Origin of the sequence: Pseudomonas graminis (assembly GCF_004364335.1) — a bacterium.
In the GTDB taxonomy this organism is placed as follows: Bacteria; Pseudomonadota; Gammaproteobacteria; order Pseudomonadales; family Pseudomonadaceae; genus Aquipseudomonas; species Aquipseudomonas graminis_D.
Genome location: NZ_SOCR01000003.1, coordinates 461,917 through 482,508 on the forward strand (window position 1 = coordinate 461,917; position 20,592 = coordinate 482,508).

The window sequence follows — 20,592 nt, forward strand, 5'->3', positions numbered from 1 at the left end:
TAGGCCATTGAGGGGACTGGCTGAATTGTAGGAAATCTCTTGTTTACAGCCTCGTCAGTTGACTGCAGCCAAGCTTGCCCATGCTTCAGATACGCACTGAGATAAACGGGGTCCGTTTTTCCGCCCTCACAGAGATTTGGTTTTTCCACGTCTGCTCCATGTCGTCGCTTTCCAGTAATTTTCCATAATCAATGATTCGGGCGAGATCCATGTTTTCCAGCTTGTAACCAGCACTGAATCCCGTTTTTTCATACTTTGCCAACAGTTCTGACGTCTTTAAATGATCTGTTAGGTGATCTTTCAATCCACGATGATCAATTCGCTCTATTAGCCACGTCTTTTCTTCGTTGGACAGAGTTCCATGCGTATCAATTATTCGGATATTTCCAGTGGCATCCAGGCTGAAGCTGAAATCCTTGGCAGCCAACTCGGGCCGTGAATTGTAAATTTCGTTTTTAAATGAGGTGTAGGCGACTTTGGCTAGTTCAAGCGCAATATTTGCCTCCATTTTTTTGAAAGATAGGTATTCGCCCATGCTCTTAATGGCTTTCAGATTCGGCTCTGCAAGCCATGGTCTTTCTTCATCTACGACGCCCCTGGAGGGAACCCCAATCTCCTTGCCAGGTTTTCCGCTCACCGGCTTTTGCTGTGCATAGGTTTTGTTTTGCGTCACCACCGGGCTTTTTATCAGATCCTGTATGTCCATTTTTCCTCCGCTGATTTATCCACTCCTTCGCGTAACGGCACCCTGCGAAATAGCTTTGCCTGATAAACCGGTAGGAAATTTCCGAAGCTCCGTCCTAGTGCGAACCGGTTCTCAAACCTTCACCACCCGCGCCGCCTTCGGACTGCCCAGCCGCTTGTTCAACTCCAACCAGTTCGACAACAGCAGCATCAATCCCAGACCGAGCAACGCGGTGATCACGCGCATTTGCCAGGCATCGTCGGCCAGCGCGTTGGCCATGTCGGCGAGCGGGGCGAGGAGGACGCCCAGGCAGAAGATCTCTAGGGAATAGCGGCCCATCCTGCAGGTCTGCTGGACGGGCCAGTTGTTCAGCCAGGCCATCGACGTCGGCAGCGTCTTCGCGACGACATACACCAGCGCAAGGAAATGCAGCAGGCGCACCGGCGACAGATCGGTCTTGCTGATCGGGTAAATCAATTCGGCGAGCGCGGTAGGCAGGAGCGCGTCATGCACGTCGGGAAATTTCCACAGCACGGTGATGACGCCGGCCATCAGCAGGTAAGCCGCCGCTATGAGAAACATCGGCTGTTGCCAGAGCGGGCGAGCGCTGGGCTTTGCGGTCAGCTCGCGCTGGGTGTGCAAGGCAAAGGCACCGCCGAGCACGAAGATCAGCTGCCAGGCGACCGGATTGAAATACCAGTAACCGCCGCCTTCGTAGGCGCTCAGGTTCCAGCCGAGCAGCGGCACCAGCATGTACAGCGCGATCGACAGGCCGATCGCCAGCGCGGCGTTGCGCAGCATGATCGGCAGAATCAGCGGCAGTGCGCCCATCAGCAGAATGTACAGCGGCAGCGGGTCGGTGAGGTTGGGCTTGAAACGCAGCAACAGTTCATCGGCCAGCGCCTGCTGCGGGTTGCCGACGAAATACTCCAGGCCCATCTCCCGCACCATGTCACGGGTTTCGACGTGATTGTTGGCGACGAAAACGATGCCCATCAGCAGCGTCAGCAAGAAGATATGCGCGACGTACAACACCCATGTGCGCCGGAGAATGCGCAGGCAAGCCACCACGTAACCGTCCCGCTGAGCCACTCGCCCGTAAGCGAGCACAGCGGCATAGCCGGCGAGAAAAACGAACACCTCAGCGGCGTCGCTGAAACCAAAATTGCGCAGCGTCAGTTGCGCGAAAGGGTTGTCCGGCACGTGATCCCAGAAAATGAAAATCAGCGCCAGACCCCGAAAGAAGTCGATCCGGTGGTCTCGTCCGTTCGTCATGACGGTGGGCCTTGCAAAGGTGTTTGAAGAAGAGGGGCCAGTGGTGGCCAGGGTTTCTTGCCGCCAGCAGGGTCTGATCGGCGGCGCGCAGGGTGGCGGGTTTGCGGGGTAAAAGCAAAGGGGGGATGTTGCAGAATGTCTCGCTCTACAGCTCTTCTGAAAGCCGGGACAAATCATCCATCGCTTCTCGGTTGGCTTCGTCGCGTTTGTTCTTGAGCGTCATCAGGTCAGAGAACAACACTTTGCGGTGGCGACCGGTTTTGAAGTGGGGAAGAGCGCCTTCTTCAAGCAACTTGACCAGATGAGGCCTGGAAACGTTGAGAAGATCAGCGGCTTCTTGGGTCGTCAGTTCGGCGTGCACCGGGACAACCTTGACAGAGTTGCCCAGAGCCAGTTCTCCGAGTATTTCGACCAGCAGCCGAAGTGCGCTGGTGGGCAAGTTGACGGTGTGTGCCTTGTTCCCGGCATCATAGATTTCGATTCGCTGGGTGTCGGTTCGGGTTGTCAGATAGGCCGCCAGATCCCGTTGCCCCTGCACGGCGGCTGCTACTTCTCGGGCTTCGGGAAAGGCTGACGCAGTGGATGCATTCATGGTGTACCGGCGCTTTGGGCAAGAGCTGATGAAGCTATTCGAAATAAACGAAAATGCAATGGCGTAGCCAGGTGAGCCTGCCGTCCTAGCGCGTGAGCCGTAGATCATTCCGAGATCGACTGGTCGACGGTGGCCGAACGCTTTCAATCGATCTCATTCGGGTGAAATCGTCAGACTGGCCTGCAACCGGCATTTAGTACGACGATCGTCGCAGCAGGGGCGCTATTCACCGGCGCCCCCTTTTCTGCGCGCAGATCCTGAATGCAACCATGGATTACTGAGGTTCCGGCATCAGCATCGGCTTGCGGTCCAGCGTTTCGCTGATCATGCGATAAATGTCTTCTTTGCCCTCGTCATTGCAGCAGCGGATCTCGTGGAGCACTTCGCGCTCTCTGGGCGACAACCCGATGTAGTTCCACTCGCACGCCTGACGCATGAACACGTCGTGGTCATTGACGGGCATTACGTCGTCTGCGGCTTCGTGAAAAGCCTCCACGATCGTTGCGAGCAGGCCGACGAGTTGCTCGGAGTCAGGCTTGCCGTCGGTTGCCTGGACCAGGCGCTGCAGATGATTCAACGCGCTGCGGGCGTCAATCAGCTTCATGTGTGCGGGGACGCTCATTTCGTATCGATCGATCAAGTGCATGGCACTACCTCCTGGTGTTGTTGTTCATTCCGTTCCCGTTGAGGACCGGGCTGGGGTCGTCAGAGGCGCGAACGTTAGCGGCAGGGGAGGCGGTGGAAAAGCCGAAAGTTGTAACCGTTACAAAATCGGTTGCGATTGAACTTTGTCGAATTGATACTGTATAACGTATTACATGATTGCTTACATTCTGGAGAAGGATAATGAAAGCCGACATCCATCCCGACTACCGTCAGGTGCTGTTCCACGACACCGCTGCCGATGTGTTTTTCCTGATCGGCTCCACGGTTGAGACCGACCGCACGCACGCTCACACCGATGGCAATACCTACCCTTATGTTGCCCTCGACGTGTCCAGCGCGTCGCATCCCATGTACACCGGCCAACAGCGCAAGACCACCACCGAAGGCCGAATTGCCGGTTTCAACAAGCGCTTCGCCACCTTTGGCTCCGGCGCCAAGAAAGAGGAATGACAGCGGCACCTCCCGCGCTCCGGGTATCGACAGTCGATCACCCGGGCGCGGGATTTTTTTGCCTTTTTTTTCCTGTATTCCGTCTCGCAAGCCACCTTGGCACTGGACTATCGGGCCAAATTGCTTTTAGCTCTGCGGCCTGAAATTCAGGAGCATCCCCCTTTGAAAAAGTCAGTCGCCCTCGTTTTCGGTGGGCAATCCTCCGAGCATGAAGTGTCGTTGCAATCGGCGCGCAACGTGATCAACGCGATTGATCGCAACACCTTTTCCATCACCCTCATTGGCGTCGACAAGCAGGGCCACTGGCTGCGCTTCGACGAGCAGGATTACCTGCAGAACCCCACCGATCCTGCGCACATCAAACTCAGTGATTCAGGGCGTTTGCTTTCGCTGATGCCGGGCGCCAGCGGGCCGCAGTTCGTGGAAGTACAGACCGGGCAGGAGGTGCCGCGCATCGACGTGGTGTTCCCGCTGATCCACGGCAGTTTCGGCGAAGACGGCTGCCTGCAAGGCATGCTGCGTCTGCTGGACATTCCGTTCGTGGGCCCGGATGTATTGAGCTCGGCGGCGTGCATGGACAAGGACGTGACCAAGCGGCTGCTGCGCGATGCGGGTATTTCGGTCGCGCCGTTTGTGGTCCTTCAGCGTGGCGAGACCGTAGATTTCGTCAGCGTTTCTGCACAGCTGGGCCTGCCGCTTTTCGTCAAGCCGGCGTGTCAGGGATCGTCGGTCGGCGTGAGCAAAGTCACCGACGAAGCTGGCTATGCGGCGGCGTTGAAATTGGCCTTCGACTACGACAACAAGGTGCTGATCGAGCAGGGTATCGTCGGTCGTGAAGTGGAATGCGCCTTACTGGGCAACCACGAACCGAAGGTCAGCGTGTGCGGCGAGGTCGTGGCCAATGACGAGTTTTATGCGTACGACACCAAGTACCTGAACGACGGTCAGGCGCGCATCGCCATCCCCGCGCAGATGCCCGAAGACCTGAGCGAGGCCGTGCGTGAAGTGGCGCTGCAGGCCTATCGCGTGCTGGGTTGTGCCGGTTTGGCGCGGGTGGATTTCTTTGTCACCGAGGCACGGGAAATCATCATCAACGAGGTCAACACGCTCCCCGGTTTTACCTCCATCAGCATGTACCCGAAACTCTGGCAGGCCAGCGGATTGAGCTACGCCGAGCTGATCGACCGGTTGATCACACTGGCGCTCGAGCGCGCCCAAGAAACCCGCGCGCTGAAGACCGAGGTGGTGCTGTGACGGTGAAAACGCTCCGTATCGCCGCCGCGCTGCTGACCCGCGCCGATGGCAAGACATTGTTGGTGCGCAAGCGCGGGACCGAAGCGTTCATGCAGCCGGGCGGCAAGATCGACGCAGGTGAGTCGGCGCTCGAAGCGCTGGCCCGCGAGCTGAACGAGGAGCTGGGGCTGGTCATCGCGCCCGAGCAAGCACAATTCCTGGGTGAGTTTTCGGCGGTGGCGGCGAATGAGCCGGGCTTTGAAGTGAATTGCCAGCTGTACGGCGTTCAGGTTGAAGACCCGGTCAATCCCGCGGCGGAGATCGAGGAAGCGATGTGGGTCGACGGTGGGGATATCGACCAGTTGAACCTGGCGCCGCTGACCCGGGATTCGATATTGCCGCTGTACCGAAGCCTGGCGACGGCCTGACTTCGACACCATTAACCGTAGGAGCGCGCTTGCCCGCGAAGGAACGTGTCAGGCCACGAAGGTGGATTGTAAGTGACCCTTTTCGCGGGCAAGCGCGCTCCTACAATGATCTCGGTAACGCCCACGATCTGTGGCGTACACGCAGTCCGTAGGTATCCGCTTGCTGGCGAATCCGGCGGGTCTCACGACAGTGCAGCGTCTGCACGAATGCATTCGCGAGCGAGCTCGCTCCCACAAGTTTTGCGCCCAATATGGATCGTCGGTAAGCCACGCCCCATTGTAGGAGCGCGCTTGCCCGCGAAGGCGGTGGCTCAGGCGATCGATGTGTCACAGGCAAAATCTTTCGCGGGCAAGCGCGCTCCTACAATTTGCCGATTGCACGGCCCTTAGCGAACCGCACTCACCCCGTCCAGTGTCGAAAACGACGTGTCTTTTGCTGTCAGCAGGAAGTCACGCATGTAAGGCGCGTCCAGCATGTCTGCGCGAATCGCCGCGTACAACGTGGCGAACAATCCTTTTTCCCCCAGTCGCTTGCCCTTCACGTACCCGCGTGAGCTGTATTCATGCAGCGCCCAGTGCGGCATCCCGCATACGCCGCGGCCGCTGGCCACCAGTTGCATCATCATCACCGTCAGCTCGGACGTGCGCACTTGCGCCGGTTCGATGTCGGCCGGCTCGAGAAAGCGTGTGAAGATGTCCAGTCGGTCGCGCTCGACGGGGTAGGTGATGAGGGTTTCATTGATCAGATCCTCCGGCACCACATAAGGCCGTGCGGCCAGCGGATGCTGATTGGCGACCGCGAGCATGGCCTCGTAGGTGAACAGCGGCACGTAGGTAATGCCCGCCAGTTCCAGTGGGTCCGAGGTGACCACCAGATCCAGATCGCCACGGGCCAGGGCGGGCAGGGGCGCGAAAGCGAAGCCCGACGCCAGATCAAGCTCCACCTCCGGCCACGCATCGCGGAACTGATCGATCGTCGGCATCAGCCACTGAAAGCAACTGTGGCATTCGATGGCCATGTGCAGGCGCCCCGCGACACCGCCGGCGAGCCGTGAGATATCGCGCTCGGCATGGCGCAACTGCGGCAGCACCGAGTCGGCCAGTTGCAGCAGTCGCAAACCTGCGCTGGTGAACCGTACCGGTTTGGTCTTGCGCACGAACAGCGGCATGCCCATGCGCTCTTCGAGTTCCTTGAACTGGTGCGACAGCGCCGATTGCGTCAGATGCAGACGGTCGGCGGCATCAACGAGGCTGTCTGCCTCGCGTAATGCATGCAGGGTTTTCAGGTGGCGAATTTCCAGCACCGACGGCGCTCCATGAGTAAATTTTGTGATCAACACGAATTTAATGAGTTTGTCTCATGCAGGCGGAAGTGTCGACAATGGCGCCATCTTTTGAAGGAAGCAGTCAGCATGGGCCAGGTCAACAACTCGAATTTTCCTCACACCGGCGTCGCCAGGGACTTCAAGCACATCCTCGAAACCCTGAGTGACGGTGTCGATGTGGACTCAGTGCCGACGTTCACCCTGGACCAGCGTTTCAACCTGAACTGGACGCCGCTGTTCGATGAGGTTGATAAAGCCCGCGCGCAGGGCCAAACGATCCGGCCGGAAATCATTGGGCCGCTGACCTACCTCTGGCTTGGCCAAGCGCAGGGCGAGAACTTCGACAAGCTTGAGCTGCTCGACCGCCTGTTGCCGGTTTACGGCGAGATCCTCGGGCGGCTGGCGGGCAAGGGCGTCGAATGGGTGCAGATCGACGAGCCGATTCTGACCCTCGATCTGCCCCAGGACTGGAAGAACGCCTTCGAGCGCGCGTACCACGCCCTGCAATACTCGCCGCTCAAAAAGCTGCTCGCGGTCTCCTGCGGCGGTCTTGGACTGGGCAGCAACCTTGGCCTTGCGGTGTCTTTGCCAGTGCAGGGCCTGCATGTAGATGTGCTCAGTGCCCCGGAGCAAATGCCCTTGGTGCTGGACCGTCTGCCTATCTACAAGGTGCTGTCACTGGGTGTTGCCGGCGAGCTTTATCCCGCTGGTGCTGACGGTGAAGCCGCGTTAGAGGTGGTGAAAGAAGCTCAACTGCGTTTCGCCGATAACCTCTGGGTCGCTGATTCGATCAGCGCGTCGGCAACTGCAGCAGCGTGAATACACGTTGAGATGACCGTTTTGCTACCGCTCAGCCCTCTTCATCAAACTGTCACGCAACTGTGGCAGCGCGCTTGAGCAAACTTCATCAGACTCGCGGCCTACTGGGGTTCTGTGTGTCGGTGTTTTTCCATGCGGGTTTTACTTTTTCTGGCTGCGCTCTTGTGCAGCCTGCCGTCTTTTGCGGCCTCTCGATGCGATGTTGACGTTCCCACGCAGGTGGCCGAGCTCGATGACGTGCACTTGGCGTATCAGAGCATCGGCCGTGATTCCGATCCGGCGCTGCTGTTGGTCATGGGCCTCGGCGGGCAGCTGATCCACTGGCCGGACGAAGTCGTGGTTGCCCTGTGTCAGCAGGGCTTTCGCGTGATTCGCTACGACAACCGCGATGTCGGATTGTCGACCTGGGTCCAGGCGCCGCCGAGCCCCAACCTGACCTATGAAGTGCTGCGCTACAAAATCGGCCTGCCGGTGTCGGCACCTTATTCGCTGACCGACATGGCGCAGGATGCGCTGGGCCTGATGGACGCGCTTCACGTCCAGCAATTCCATGTGCTGGGGGCGAGCATGGGCGGCATGATTGCCCAGCATCTGGCGGACATGGCGCCCAAGCGCGTGGAGAGCCTCACGTTGATCATGACCAGTTCCGGTGCGCCTGGTCTTCCGATGCCCAGCCCTGCATTGCTGCAACTGCTGGCCCGTCGCGGCGCGCCGGACCGGCAGACCGCCCTTGAGCAGCAGGCTGATTTGCTGGCTGCGTTGGGCAGTCCGGAGGTCAAGGATGATCGGCAGATGCTGCTGCATCAGGCGGCGGTTTCCTACGACCGGGCGTTCAATCCTGAAGGCGTGAAAAGGCAGATTCTGGCGATCCTGTCCGAACCCAGCCGAGTGGAGCTGTTGAATCGTCTGCGCGTACCAACGCTGGTCGTACATGGCACGGCCGATCCGCTGTTGCCGGTGATGCACGGGATTCATGTGGCCGCGCATATTCAGGGGAGCCAGCTGAAGCTCATTCCCGGTCTGGCCCATCGTTTTCAGGAGGCCTTCAAAGCCCCGTTGTTGGCGGCCGTGTTGCCGTATTTGCGTGAGCATCGCGAGGACGCTTCCCACGTCGCGCAGCTCTGATGCGGCGGCGCGCTTGACCTGTCTATTGAGGACAGGCGCGCCGGTGTAGGGTTTGAGTGCCAGCCTGATCGGCGTATCGTGCAGCTTTTCCCCTCTTGCACGAGGCTGCCATGAGCACTCCGCTGAAAATCGATTTCATCTCCGACGTGTCCTGCCCCTGGTGCATCGTCGGCCTGCGCGCGCTGGACCAGGCGCTCGAGCATCTGGGCGATGAAGTCCAGGCCGATATCCACTTCCAGCCCTTCGAACTCAACCCGCAGATGCCGCCTGAAGGTCAGGAGATCTTCGAGCACATCGCCGAAAAGTACGGTTCGACGCGCGAACAGTTCCAGGCCAACGCCGAGAACATTCGTGAGCGCGGCGCTGAGCTAGGGTTCGTCTTCAAGCAGGGCGAGCGACGCATCTTCAACACCTTCGACGCCCATCGACTGCTGCACTGGGCCGGGCTGGAAGGCAAGCAACATGCGCTGAAAGAGGCGCTGTTCACGGCGTATTTCAGCCAGCACGCCAACGTCTCCAGCCAGCAGGTACTGGCGGATGTCGCGCAGAAAGTCGGTCTGGACCGGGTGCGCGCCGAGGCCGTGCTGGGCAGCGACCAGTACGCCAGCGAAGTTCGCGAACTGGAACAATTGTGGGTGTCGCGGGGCGTGAGTTCGGTGCCTACGATCGTCTTCAATGAACAGTACGCAGTCTCCGGTGGGCAACCCGTCGACGTATTCGTCAGCGCCATTCGTCAGATCGTGGGCGAAGAATCGAGTGTGGTTAAGCGGGCCGATTGAAACGCGAGATGAATCCTGACGCGTAGCGCGCAGGCAGTTGATCCGGGGCTCTTTGCCCCCGGATAGCTGTCCATTTCGATGCGCTTTCAATCGTCATCTGCCGTTACGCATTGTCCATTGCCTTTCAAAAAACACTTGCTCCCCCCAGCCACTTTCGGATATCAATTTGTACATGATTAGACAGGTTCGATTCGACAAAAAACAACGTGTGGTGGATGAGCTGGCTCGACGCATTGAGACTGGCCAGATGGGCTCGGGCGAATTGTTGCCCGGCGAGAATCTGCTCGCACAGGAATTCAATGTCAGCCGTGGCACGCTGCGCGAGGCGCTGTCCGAGCTCAAGCGACGCAACTACATCGCCACGCAAACCGGTGTGGGCTCGATCGTGACCTACGACGGCATCTCGCTGGATCAGCGCGCCGGATGGGCCCAGGCCCTGGCTGATACGGGCGCTAAGGTCAGCACCGAGATTCTGCGTCTGGTGGCGGTGCAACGGCCTGATCTGGCGGGCCGGTTTGGCACGGCCGACTTCATCGCGCTGGATCGCCGTCGAGCGGCAGGCGATGGCAGCGTGGTTTCCCTGGAGCGGGTGCTGATTCCGGCCTGCGACGGCCTGGAAAATCTGCCTCGCGACGGGCTAATAGAAGATTCACTGACGGTCACGCTGGCCGCCCACGGCTATGTTGGCGATCGCGGCGATCAATGGATCGGCGCCGAGCCCCTGAGCAACGACGACGCGGCGCTGATGCTGCGACAACCGGGCTCGGTATTTCTCAAGGCGACGCGCACCACGTTCGATCGCCGCGAGCGTTTCATGGAGCACGTAGAGAGTCTTCTGGACCCCGTGCATTTTCGTCTGCATCTGGCTTTTGGATCACCCACATGACTGCACTGATCGACACCCGCGACCGGGGCCTGGGCGCTTTCTACGGACTGGCGCTGGGCGACGCGTTGGGCATGCCGACGCAGTCCCTCAGTCGCGAACAGATCCGGCAGCGATTCGGCCGCATTACCACCTTACAAGCCGCTGGTGCCGATCAGCCGATTGCGCCGAACATGGCCGCCGGGTCGATCACCGATGACACCGAGCAGGCGGTGCTGGTAGCCGAATTGCTGGTGGCCGGAGGTGGGCGCATCGAACCCTCGGATCTGGCACAGAGCCTGATCGACTGGGAAGCGGTGATGCAGGCCAAGGGTTCGCAGGACCTGCTGGGTCCCTCGACCAAACGCGCCATCGAAATGATTCTGGCCGGGCACAGTCCTGAAGAATCCGGGCGTTTTGGCACCACCAATGGCGCCGCCATGCGCATTACGCCGGTCGGCATTGCCTTCGATGTGCGCGAAGAGGCGCCCTTCATCGAGGCGGTCAAGCAGGCTTGCCAGGTTACCCACAACACCAATCTCGGCATCTCCAGCGCGGCCGCGGTTGCGGCGGTTGTCTCGGCGGGCATCAGCGGTGCCAGTCTCGGCGAAGCCCTGGATGTCGGCGCGCGCATCGCCCAGCAAGCAGAGCTATTCGGCTACTGGATCGCCGGCGGGCGCATTGCCGCTCGTATCCATTGGGCTAAACAGCTGTGTGCCGAATGCGGCAATGAACAGCTGCCCGGATTGATTTATGACGTGATCGGCACGTCCGTCGCGTCCCAGGAATCGGTGGTCGCCGCATTCGCCGTGGCGCATCAAGTGGCTCGCGGGCAATTGTCGGCATTCGATGCGCTGTGCATGGCCGCGAGCCTGGGCGGCGACACCGATACCATCGCTGCCATTCTCGGGGCAATGCTCGGTGCCTGCGAAGGCATGGGCGCCTGGCCCGGGCCCCTGATCACACAGATTCAGACCGTGAACGGACTCGACCTTCGTCCCGTGGTCGAGCAGTTGCTGTCCCTGCGCGGGGTCTGATCCGACCGACGTCAGCCCGTATAAAGAACAAGACCTACCTCGCGGCTCTATGCAGCGGCGAGTCAGGGCTTTTGCAGCCTGCAGAAGCCCACGCTGACATGGACGTCGTTTGCTTTGCGCACTGCCCACAACCAGAACAAATGGCACAGGAGCATTCCCATGACGTCATCCAACGCCGCTCAAGGCGCAGGTCAGCTTGAAACACGCGGCATCGAACCGGTTCCGGAAAACGAGTGCAACGGCCACCCGCTGCAGCTCTTTTGGGTGTGGTTTGCGGCCAATATCAGCATCCTCGGTCTGCCGCTGGGTGCGACACTCGTGGCCTTTCGCGGGCTTTCGATCTGGCAGGCGATCATCGTGGCGATCCTTGGCGCAGCCGGTTCGTTTGCGGTGGTCGGGGTCATCTCCATCGCGGGTCGGCGGGGCAGGGCGCCGAGTCTTACGCTGTCGCGGGCGATTTTCGGGGTGCGCGGGAACATCGGTCCGACCATCGTTTCGCTGATGTCGCGCCTGGGTTGGGAAACCGTGAACACCGCGACCGCCGCTTTCGTACTGCTGTCGCTGTGCTCGATCCTCTTTGCCACGCCGGTGGAGGCCAAGAGCGCGCCGGGCCTGACCCTCGTGTTCATCGCCATTTTCGTGCTGATGACGCTGACCGTTTCCGGCCTCGGCCACGCCACCTTGCTGGTCATCCAGAAATGGGCGACGTACATCTTTGGCGCGTTAAACGTCATCGTCGGCGGTTTCCTGATCGCGCACATCGACTGGGCCGCCGTGTTTAATGCGGCGCCTGCACCGGTAAGCGCAATGATCATCGGCATCGGCACCATGGCCGCCGGCACGGGCATCGGCTGGGCCAACGCGGGGGCCGACATGTCGCGTTATCAGCATCGCAGCGTTAAGGCCACGCGGCTGGTGGCGTCGGCCGCTTTCGGCGCGGGCATTCCGCTGGTGTTGCTGATTACCCTGGGTGGGCTGCTGTCGGTAGGCAATGACCACCTGGCGTCCGCCACGGATCCGATCATCGCGATCCGCGAGCTGCTGCCGACCTGGATGGCCGTGCCGTACCTGATCACGGCGTTCGGCGGGCTGCTGCTCTCCAACAACCTGTCGGTGTACTCGGCGGGCCTGACCACGCTGACGCTGGGCCTGAAGATCAAGCGCGTGCACGCGGTGATCGTCGACATCGTGGCGATCTTCGCCGGCTCGATTTATTTCATGCTGATCGCCGACAGTTTTTACGGCCCGTTCATTACCTTCATTTCCATGCTTGCCGTGCCGATCACCGCGTGGGTGGGGATATTCATCGTTGACCTGATGCATCGCCACTACTACTCACCGGCGGACTTGATGGACGTTTCGCCGCGCAGCGCCTATTGGTATCGCGGCGGCATCGAGTGGCGTGCGCTCGGTGCGTGGGCCCTGGCCATCGTGCTGGGGTACAGCTTCACCACTGTCGCGACCACGCCGGAGAACGTGATATTCAAAGGTTTGCTGTCGGACTCATGGTTGGGCCATAACGGACTGGGCTGGATCGTCACCTTCCTGGTGGCGGGCGGTGTTTATGCGTTGCTGGGCGGCGCCCGTGACCGTCGCGTTGTTGCCGAAGAGGTTGTTCATGCCCGCTAGATTGCTCTACACCGGCCAGGTCGTGGTCGATCTGGTCATGGCGCTGGATACGTTGCCTCGCTCCGGCGGCGATGTGCTCGCCCGCTCGGCCGCCTTCGAAACCGGCGGCGGATTCAACGTGATGGCCGCCGCACGACGCAGTGGCATGCCAACGCTGTATCTCGGTCGGCACGGCGCGGGGCGTTTCGGCGATCTGGCGCGGCAGGCCATGGCGGCAGAAGGCATCGATATCGCGTCAGCGGCGGCGACGGGTCAGGACACGGGCCTGTCGGTGGCGCTCATCGAGCCTTCGGCCGAGCGCTCGTTCATTTCGTACGTGGGTGCCGAGGGCGGTTTGTCGGCTGACGATCTGCGGGGCGTCGAGGTGCAGCCTGAGGATTACGTGTTCGTCAGCGGCTACAGCTTGCTGCACGAAGCCAAGGTGTCGACGCTGCTGGATTGGCTCGCGCAGTTGCCGGCAGGGGCGGGCGTGGTGTTCGATCCGGGGCCGCTGATCGATTCGCCGGAGGCGTCCGGCATGCAGACGGTGTTGCCCTTGATCACGCTGTGGACCAGCAATGCCGAGGAGGCGCTGCGCTTCACCGGTTGCGAGAGGATCGAAGCGGCCCTCGACAGACTGGCGCACTGGGTGCGCGACGACGCGTTATTGGTGGTACGTGATGGACCGAATGGCTGCTGGATCCGCGAGCGCTCCGTGACCCGACACGTGAGTGGCTTCCCGGTGATGGCCATCGACACCAACGGCGCCGGCGATGCCCATGCGGGGGTGTTGCTGGCCGGGCTGGCGTCAGGGCTTTCAGCATCGCACGCAGCATTGCGCGCCAATGCGGCCGCAGCCATCGCCGTCACCCGCTGGGGCCCGGCGACTGCACCGACAGCGGCAGAAGTGGATGAGCTCGTTTGCAGTACTGACGTGTTGGGCTAGGCGCAAGCATTCACCCCAACCCGTACTTCTTCACCTTGTCGAACAATGTGGTCTTGGCCATGCCCAGTTCCTGGCTGGCCTGGCTGAGGTTCCCGCCGCTGCGCTGCAACGCCTCACCCAACAGGTTCTTCTCGAACGCCTCCACAGCTTCAGCGAAATCCAGACTATGAGTGGCGACTTCCGCACCGGCGGTCTTGAACGCCGGCAGGCCTAATGCATAACGCTCGGCGACGTTGCGCAGCTCGCGCACATTGCCCGGCCAGTCATGGGCCAGCAGCACCGAGCGGGTCTGAGCGTCCAGCTGTGGCGCTTCACGGTCGAAGCGCAGCGAAGACTGCTGCAGAAAGTGTTCGAACAACTGCAGGATGTCCTCGCGGCGCTCGCGCAAGGGCGGCAGTTCGAGGGTGACCACGTTCAACCGGTAATACAGGTCGCTGCGAAACTGGCCCGCTTTGCTCAACGCATTGAGCTCCGACTTGGTTGCCGCGATCACCCGGCAGTCCACCGCTACGCTCTGGTTCGAACCCAGTCGCTCCAGCGTGCGCTCCTGCAATACCCGCAGCAGTTTGATCTGCAGGTTGATCGGCATGCTTTCCACTTCGTCGAGAAACAGGGTGCCGTTGTGAGCGTGTTCGATCTTGCCGATGCGGCGTTTGCCGGCGCCGGTGAAGGCGTTGGCCTCGTGACCGAAGATCTCGCTCTCGAACAGGCTTTCCGGCAGTCCTCCGCAGTTCAGCGCGACAAACTGGTGGTCATGGCGACGGCTGAAGTCATGCAGGCAGCGGGCTACGAGTTCCTTGCCGGTGCCGGTTTCACCTTCGATCAGCACGTTGGCCGAGGTGTCCGCGACGTTTGCAATCAGCGCGCGCAGGTTCTGCATCGCCTGGGAACGGCCAATGATCTTCCCTTCTAGCGAGTCGCGCTCGGCCAGTTGGCGACGCAGCGACCAGACTTCCCGGGCCAGCCCGCGTTGCTCCAGGGCGCGGCGAGCGGCGTCGACCAGGCGTTCGGGAGAGAAGGGCTTTTCCATGAAATCGTAGGCGCCATCGCGCATCGCACCGACCGCCATCGACACGTCACCGTGGCCGGTGATCAGCACCACGGGCAGGGTTCGATCGCGCTCTTTCAGGCGCTTGAGCAGCTCGAGCCCGTCCATGCCCGGCAGGCGAATGTCACTGATGACGATGCCGGCGAAGTTCTCATTCACCAAGGCCAGCGCTTCCTCGGCGCTGCCCACGCCCTGGCTGTGAATGTCTTCCAGCGCCAGCGCCTGTTGGCAGCCGAGCAGGACATGCGGGTCGTCTTCGACGATGAGGACCGTCAGATCAGTGTTCATGGTGTATTCCAGTACGACAGCGTTGCGTTGATCGCGAGGGGTTCCCGTGGCCGAAGTGCGCAATCCTGTAGGAGCACGCGTGCCCGCGAAAGCGATGTGTCAGGTGTTAACAAGGTGACTGCCCCTCTGCTTTCGCGAGCAAGCTCGCTTCCCCAGAGACCGGGAATGGTTTGATATCTCATACACCCGCCGCCCCGCGATCAACCAGAGGCAACACCAGCACAAACATTGTGCCGCCCTCGGCCGGGTCTTCAGCGTTGAGTGTGCCGCCGGCGGCCGTGGCCAGGCTGGCGGATAGCGTCAGCCCGAGCCCGAGGCCCTGCTCACCGGGCTTGGTGGTGAAAAACGGCTCGAACAGATGCTTGCGCGCTTCGGCGTCGATACCGTGGCCATTGTCCCGCACACGCAACCGATAGCGGCCTTCGAACACCTCACCTTCCAGCCACAGCGTCGGCAACGGCTGCGCTTGCATGGCGTCCAGCGCGTTGCCGATCAGGTTGACCAGAATCTGCTCAAGCCGGGTCTGGTCAATCGCCAACTCAACGTCGTCGATCTGCTGATGCAACTCCAGCGACGCATTGTCCAGACGCGCCGCGAGCAACTGCAGTGCAGCCTCGACGGCCTTGCTCAGCGACGCCTGACCTTTGTCTTCTCCACGCCGGGCGAAGGCGCGCAGGCTGGCGGTGATGCGGCCCATGCGATCCACCAGATCGTTAATGGTGCGCAGGTTCGCACTCGCCGTGTCCAGCGCGCCCCGTTCGAGAAACCGAACGGTGTTGCCCGACAACGTGCGCAGCGCGGCCAGTGGCTGATTCAGCTCATGGGCAATGCTGGTGGACATCTGGCCGATGGCCGCGAGTTTGCCGGCCTGGATCAATTCATCCTGGGCCTGGCGCAGGGTTTCTTCGGCCTGGCGACGTTCGCGAATCTGGCCCTTCAGGCGTTCGTTGCTGGCACGCAGGTCGGCGGTGCGGTCGGTGATGCGCCGTTCCAGTTCGTTGTTCGCCTGCTCCAGCGCCTCACGTGCGGCGAGGCGGGTGGAAATCACCTTGCGCCGCTCGTTCCAGGCGATCAGCAGAAACGCCACCAGCGCACAGGCGACGGCGACCAGCATGCCCTGATTGGCGGCTTCCCGGCGCAGGTCTTCCAGCGGCGTCAGCAGGGTCAGGTGCCAGGGCGTGTCAGCCAGTTCTCGGGTCTGCGCCAGATAACTCACCACTGTGTGCTCATGGTCGACGCTGGTGTTGGCCGGAAAGGTCAGCTTCTCGACCCCGTCGGCGATCGATTCACGCTCCAGCGGCACCAGTTCGTTGAGCGGCCACCAGTAATACTGCAGGCTGCGCGCCAGCCGCTCCTTGATCTCGGCGGTCAGCGGGCGGACTGATTTCAGCCGTCGCGCAGGGTCGCTGGAGAGGATGATGATGCCGTTCTCGTCGCTGACAAACGCCTCAAGACGCGCGCGCTGCCAGCGTTCTTCCAGCGCTTCGAGCCGGACCTTGATCACCGCGACGCCGATGATCTTGCCTTTCTCTTCCAGCCCGTGGGCCAGGTAATAACCCGGTTCGCCGGTGGTGCTGCCGATGCCGTAGAAGCGGCCGGGCAGACCGCGAATCGCGTCCTGATAATAGGCGCGAAAGGACAGGTCTTCACCCAGGTAACTGTCGGCATCGCGCCAGTTGCTGGTGGCCAGCACCCGGCCGGTGGTGTCCAGCACATAGATGGCCCGACTGCGGCTGCGCCGGTTCAGGCCTTCGAGATAATCGTTGACCTTGGCGCGCAACTCCGCAGACGGATTGTTGAGCAGGTCGGACACATTGGATTCCAGCTCCAGCACGCTGGGCAGGTAGTTGTACTTGTTGATCTCGCTCTCGACGGTGCGCGCGTGCAGCTCCAACTGACGCTGACCGTTTTCACCCAGCGCCTTGATGGCGTTTTTCTCGCTGTACAAATACGTGACGTAACCCAGCGCAATCATCACCAGAATGATCAGCGGCGGCACGAACAGATGGCGAATCAGTCGGGGTTTCACGGCGAGTGATGGCGGCGCGGCGCGGTAGAGAGGGGGGTCGCATTTCATCACAGTCGTCCTGGACCGGCCAGCCGCCCGTTTCATCCTGGATGAGCGAGCGGCCGGTGGTTTTTGCGCCCTCGAAGGGCTATTGCTTTTAGTGCTGCAGGATTTTGTTGAGGAATTGCTGAGCCCGCTCAGAACGCGCGTTGACGTCGCCGAAGAACTCTTCCTTCTCGCAGTCTTCGACGATCTGACCCTTGTCCATGAAGATCACGCGATCGGCCACTTTGCGGGCGAAGCCCATTTCGTGGGTCACGCACATCATGGTCATGCCTTCATGGGCCAGTTGCACCATCACGTCGAGCACTTCGTTGACCATCTCCGGGTCGAGCGCGGAGGTCGGTTCGTCGAACAGCATGACCACCGGGTCCATGGCCAATGCGCGGGCAATCGCCACACGCTGTTGCTGACCGCCCGAGAGTTGCCCCGGATGCTTGTGGGCATGGGCCGACAGGCCGACACGTTCGAGCAATTGCAGGCCTTTTTTGGTGGCTTCCTCCTTGCTTCGTCCCAGCACCTTGATCTGCGCAATGGTCAGGTTTTCGGTGATGGTCAGGTGCGGGAACAGCTCGAAATGCTGGAACACCATGCCGACGCGCGAGCGCAGTTTCGGCAAATTGGTTTTCGGGTCAGCGATCGAGGTGCCATCGACGACGATGTCGCCTTTCTGAAACGGCTCCAGCGCGTTGACGCACTTGATCAGCGTGGACTTGCCCGAGCCCGACGGGCCGCAGACCACAATCACTTCGCCTTTTTTGACCTCAGTGCTGCAATCGGTCAGCACCTGGAAGTCCCCATACCACTTGTTGATATTTTTGATGGAAATCATACGGCTAACCTTTTTTGCATGAACTTGACCAGGCGCGACGCGGCGAAGCTGATCGTGAAGTACACCAGACCGGCGACAATCAGGAACTCGTTGGAGCGCCCGATGATGTCGCCGCTGGAGCGTGCCGAGTTGAGGAAGTCGACCAGACCGACCGTGTAGACCAGCGAGGTGTCCTGAAACAGGATGATGCTCTGCTGCAACAGCAGCGGGGTCATCTTGCGGAACGCCTGGGGCAGGATGATCAGGCGCATCATCTGGCCGTAGGTCATGCCCAGCGCTTGAGCCGCGCCCATCTGGCCGCGGGAAATCGACTGCACGCCGGCCCGCACGATTTCACAGAAGTAGGCCGCCTCGAACATCATGAACGCCACGACGCAGGAGGTGAACGCGCCGATCGGTGTGTCTTCGCCGGTGATCCAGCGCAGCACGAACGGCACCGCCAGGTAGAACCAGGTGATGACCAGCAGCAGCGGAATCGAACGGAAATAGTTGACGTAGGCGCCGGCAACACGTGACGCCAGCTTGTTCGACGACAACCGCATCAGCGCCAGAATCGTGCCGATGATGAGGCCGCCCACGATGCCCATGGCCATCAACTGCAGCGTCATGAGCATGCCGTTCCACATGCCCGGAATGGCGGGAATCACTCCAGAGAAGTCCATTATTTACCTCCCACGGAGATCAGGCCCGGCACCGCTACTTTCTTCTCGATCAGACGCATGAGCAGCATCAGGCTCATGTTCAGGGTGAAGTAGATCAGCGTCGCCAGGGTGAAGGCTTCGAACAGGTTCGCGGAAAACTCGGCGGTCTGTTTGGTCTGCGCAAGCAACTCCATCAGGCCGATCAGCGACGCCACGGACGAGTTCTTGAACACGTTGAGGAATTCGGAGGTGAGCGGTGGAATGATGATCCGGTACGCCTGGGGCAGCAGCACGTTCCAGTAGATCTGCGGCAGCTTGAAACCCATGGCGCGCGCGGCAGATTCCTGCCCCACCGGCAACGCCTGAATACCGGTGCGCACCTGTTCGCAGACACGCGCGGCGGTGAACAGGCCCAGGCACACGACAACGCTCAGGAACGCCGAGGTGGTCGGATTGAGGTCTTGCTTGTACCACTCCTGCAGGTTCTCGGGCAGCAGATCCGGCACCAGGAAGTACCAGATGAACAGCTGCACCAGCAGTGGCACGTTACGGAAAATTTCCACGTAAATCGCGGCGATTGAAGAAACGATGCGGTTTGGCACCGTGCGCATCACACCGAGCACCGAGCCCAGCAGCAACGCAATGATCCAGGCAACGACGGCAATGGCGATGGTCCAGCCCAGCCCGGTGATGTACCAGTCCAGATAGGTTTCGCTGCCGACGCCCGTGGACTTGAAGAACACGCCCCAGTCCCAGTTGTAGTTCATCAGGGTCTCCCCTCTTATCGATCGTTATGCACGCACGCGCCAGGTAGCGGCTTCCGGAAACGCAGGGCGTCTCCGGAAGTCAGGCTTTTCAGGTTTTCAGAATGGCGGAGCGAAGGACTCAGGCCTTCTTGTCCGGCGCCGGCTTGTCGTTCGGGTTGGCGATCAGCGCTTTGAGCTGTTCGCTCATCGGGAACATCAGGTTCAGGCCTTTTGGCGGAATCGGCTGGGTGAACCACTTGTCGTAGATCTTGTTGATCTCGCCCGATTTGTAGGTCGCAACGATGGCGTCATCGACGGCTTTCTTGAACGCAGGGTCTTCCTTGCGCACCATGCAGCCGTAGATTTCGTAGGACTGAGGCGTACCGGTAACGGCCCAGTCGGTCGGCTTCTTGGCCTTGGCCATTTCGCCGGCGAGCAGGGCATCGTCCATCATGAAGGCGACGGCGCGGCCCGATTCCAGCATTTGGAACGACTCGCCGTGGTCCTTGGCCGAGATCACGTTCATGCCCATCTGCTTGTCGGCGTTCATCGCCTTGAGGATGCGCTCGGACGTGGTGCCCGCCGTGGTCACGACGTTCTTGCCTTTGAGGTCATCGAAGTCTTTGTAGGACGAATCAGCCTTGCTCAGCAGACGTGTGCCGATTTCGAAGATGCCGACGGAGAAGTCGACTTGCTGGGCGCGCTCGGCGTTGTTGGTGGTCGAACCGCACTCAACGTCGACGGTACCGTTCTGCACCAGCGGGATACGGGTCTGGGAAGTGACCAGGTTGTACTTGACCTTCAGATCAGGCATGTCCAGGTCTTTCTTGATCGCTTCGACGATCTTCAGCTGGATGTCAGCGGAGTAGCCCACTGGCACGCCGGAAGCGTCAGCGATGTAGGAAAAAGGAATGGAGGAGTCGCGGTGACCGAGGGTGATGGTGCCGGACTCTTTGATTTTCTTCAGAGTGCCGGTCAGTTCGGCGGCGAAAACAGGGGTGGTGATCAAAGCGGCAGCAATGGCTGCGCCCAGGATGTGGGGAACGATACGCATCTGGTTTTCCTCGACATTGTTTTTTTTATTGGCCGGTGTTGGACGGCCCTATCGTTTCAGAGCGCTTCAACGGCGGCCCAGTCAG

At 60.7% G+C, this 20,592-nt stretch carries 20 protein-coding genes and 1 pseudogene; 10 read left to right on the forward strand and 11 right to left on the reverse strand.

Going from position 1 to position 20,592, the window contains the following annotated elements; all coding sequences use genetic code 11:
• Window positions 1-85: 85 nt before the first annotated feature.
• The 4 genes from EC919_RS07105 to EC919_RS07120 form a co-directional block, all read right to left on the reverse strand.
• A complete protein-coding gene (locus tag EC919_RS07105) occupies window positions 86-706 on the reverse strand; it encodes a hypothetical protein (protein WP_133772492.1) in 621 nt (206 codons plus the stop codon).
• 111 nt (window positions 707-817) lie between these two features.
• On the reverse strand, window positions 818-1,960 hold the full coding sequence (locus EC919_RS07110; protein WP_133772494.1) for an OpgC domain-containing protein: 1,143 nt from the start codon (window positions 1,958-1,960) through the stop codon (window positions 818-820).
• Window positions 1,961-2,105: 145 nt separating this feature from the next.
• Window positions 2,106-2,552, reverse strand: a complete 447-nt coding sequence (locus EC919_RS07115) for a helix-turn-helix domain-containing protein (RefSeq protein ID WP_133772620.1) — start codon at window positions 2,550-2,552, stop codon at window positions 2,106-2,108.
• 274 nt (window positions 2,553-2,826) lie between these two features.
• Window positions 2,827-3,198: a hypothetical protein gene (locus EC919_RS07120; RefSeq protein ID WP_133772496.1), complete on the reverse strand. Its 372-nt coding sequence runs from the start codon at window positions 3,196-3,198 to the stop codon at window positions 2,827-2,829.
• A 200-nt stretch (window positions 3,199-3,398) separates the two neighbouring features.
• Between EC919_RS07120 and EC919_RS07125 the strand changes: the two genes are divergently transcribed.
• The 3 genes from EC919_RS07125 to EC919_RS07135 all read left to right on the forward strand — a co-directional run bounded on the left by EC919_RS07125 (window position 3,399) and on the right by EC919_RS07135 (window position 5,329).
• A complete protein-coding gene (locus EC919_RS07125; RefSeq protein ID WP_133772498.1) occupies window positions 3,399-3,668 on the forward strand; it encodes a type B 50S ribosomal protein L31 in 270 nt (89 codons plus the stop codon).
• A 162-nt stretch (window positions 3,669-3,830) separates the two neighbouring features.
• Complete coding sequence (gene ddlA, locus EC919_RS07130) at window positions 3,831-4,922, forward strand: D-alanine--D-alanine ligase (RefSeq protein WP_133772500.1); 1,092 nt, start codon at window positions 3,831-3,833, stop codon at window positions 4,920-4,922.
• A 2-nt stretch (window positions 4,923-4,924) separates the two neighbouring features.
• Window positions 4,925-5,329, forward strand: a complete 405-nt coding sequence (locus EC919_RS07135) for an NUDIX hydrolase (RefSeq protein WP_133772502.1) — start codon at window positions 4,925-4,927, stop codon at window positions 5,327-5,329.
• A gap of 386 nt (window positions 5,330-5,715) precedes the next feature.
• On the opposite strand, the gene metR is transcribed toward EC919_RS07135, so the two are convergent.
• Window positions 5,716-6,633 carry a transcriptional regulator MetR gene (metR, locus tag EC919_RS07140; RefSeq protein ID WP_065992512.1) on the reverse strand — a complete coding sequence of 306 codons (918 nt, stop codon included), beginning with the start codon at window positions 6,631-6,633 and terminating at the stop codon, window positions 5,716-5,718.
• Between the two features lie 207 nt (window positions 6,634-6,840).
• On the opposite strand from metR, the pseudogene EC919_RS07145 reads away from it, so the two are divergent.
• The 7 genes and pseudogenes from EC919_RS07145 to EC919_RS07175 all read left to right on the forward strand — a co-directional run.
• A pseudogene (locus EC919_RS07145) lies at window positions 6,841-7,449 on the forward strand (5-methyltetrahydropteroyltriglutamate--homocysteine S-methyltransferase); the annotation flags it as partial.
• Window positions 7,450-7,605: 156 nt separating this feature from the next.
• The gene (locus tag EC919_RS07150; RefSeq protein WP_074888922.1) at window positions 7,606-8,598 is read left to right on the forward strand and encodes an alpha/beta fold hydrolase; all 993 of its coding nucleotides are present in this window, start codon (window positions 7,606-7,608) and stop codon (window positions 8,596-8,598) included.
• Window positions 8,599-8,708: 110 nt separating this feature from the next.
• On the forward strand, window positions 8,709-9,377 hold the full coding sequence (locus EC919_RS07155; protein WP_133772506.1) for a DsbA family oxidoreductase: 669 nt from the start codon (window positions 8,709-8,711) through the stop codon (window positions 9,375-9,377).
• A gap of 172 nt (window positions 9,378-9,549) precedes the next feature.
• Window positions 9,550-10,263 carry a GntR family transcriptional regulator gene (locus EC919_RS07160; protein WP_166650503.1) on the forward strand — a complete coding sequence of 238 codons (714 nt, stop codon included), beginning with the start codon at window positions 9,550-9,552 and terminating at the stop codon, window positions 10,261-10,263.
• The gene (locus EC919_RS07165; RefSeq protein WP_133772510.1) at window positions 10,260-11,276 is read left to right on the forward strand and encodes an ADP-ribosylglycohydrolase family protein; all 1,017 of its coding nucleotides are present in this window, start codon (window positions 10,260-10,262) and stop codon (window positions 11,274-11,276) included. The genes EC919_RS07160 and EC919_RS07165 overlap by 4 nt, the downstream gene beginning before the upstream one ends.
• 159 nt (window positions 11,277-11,435) lie before the next feature.
• Window positions 11,436-12,905 carry a purine-cytosine permease family protein gene (locus tag EC919_RS07170; RefSeq protein ID WP_133772512.1) on the forward strand — a complete coding sequence of 490 codons (1,470 nt, stop codon included), beginning with the start codon at window positions 11,436-11,438 and terminating at the stop codon, window positions 12,903-12,905.
• Window positions 12,895-13,830 (forward strand): PfkB family carbohydrate kinase, encoded by a 936-nt coding sequence (locus EC919_RS07175; protein ID WP_133772515.1) that lies wholly within the window; start codon window positions 12,895-12,897, stop codon window positions 13,828-13,830. The genes EC919_RS07170 and EC919_RS07175 overlap by 11 nt, the downstream gene beginning before the upstream one ends.
• A 10-nt stretch (window positions 13,831-13,840) precedes the next feature.
• On the opposite strand, the gene EC919_RS07180 is transcribed toward EC919_RS07175, so the two are convergent.
• The 6 genes from EC919_RS07180 to EC919_RS07205 all read right to left on the reverse strand — a co-directional run bounded on the left by EC919_RS07180 (window position 13,841) and on the right by EC919_RS07205 (window position 20,507).
• Window positions 13,841-15,166: a sigma-54-dependent transcriptional regulator gene (locus tag EC919_RS07180; protein ID WP_133772517.1), complete on the reverse strand. Its 1,326-nt coding sequence runs from the start codon at window positions 15,164-15,166 to the stop codon at window positions 13,841-13,843.
• A 178-nt stretch (window positions 15,167-15,344) separates the two neighbouring features.
• Window positions 15,345-17,243, reverse strand: a complete 1,899-nt coding sequence (locus EC919_RS07185) for a sensor histidine kinase (RefSeq protein ID WP_133772519.1) — start codon at window positions 17,241-17,243, stop codon at window positions 15,345-15,347.
• 88 nt (window positions 17,244-17,331) lie between these two features.
• Window positions 17,332-18,066 (reverse strand): amino acid ABC transporter ATP-binding protein, encoded by a 735-nt coding sequence (locus tag EC919_RS07190; protein WP_037012313.1) that lies wholly within the window; start codon window positions 18,064-18,066, stop codon window positions 17,332-17,334.
• Window positions 18,063-18,731, reverse strand: a complete 669-nt coding sequence (locus tag EC919_RS07195) for an amino acid ABC transporter permease (RefSeq protein WP_208294956.1) — start codon at window positions 18,729-18,731, stop codon at window positions 18,063-18,065. Before EC919_RS07195 ends, EC919_RS07190 begins: the two co-directional genes overlap by 4 nt.
• On the reverse strand, window positions 18,728-19,474 hold the full coding sequence (locus tag EC919_RS07200; RefSeq protein WP_133772523.1) for an amino acid ABC transporter permease: 747 nt from the start codon (window positions 19,472-19,474) through the stop codon (window positions 18,728-18,730). Before EC919_RS07200 ends, EC919_RS07195 begins: the two co-directional genes overlap by 4 nt.
• Window positions 19,475-19,592: 118 nt before the next feature.
• A complete protein-coding gene (locus tag EC919_RS07205; protein WP_122622341.1) occupies window positions 19,593-20,507 on the reverse strand; it encodes a glutamate/aspartate ABC transporter substrate-binding protein in 915 nt (304 codons plus the stop codon).
• Between the last annotated feature and the right edge of the window lie 85 nt (window positions 20,508-20,592).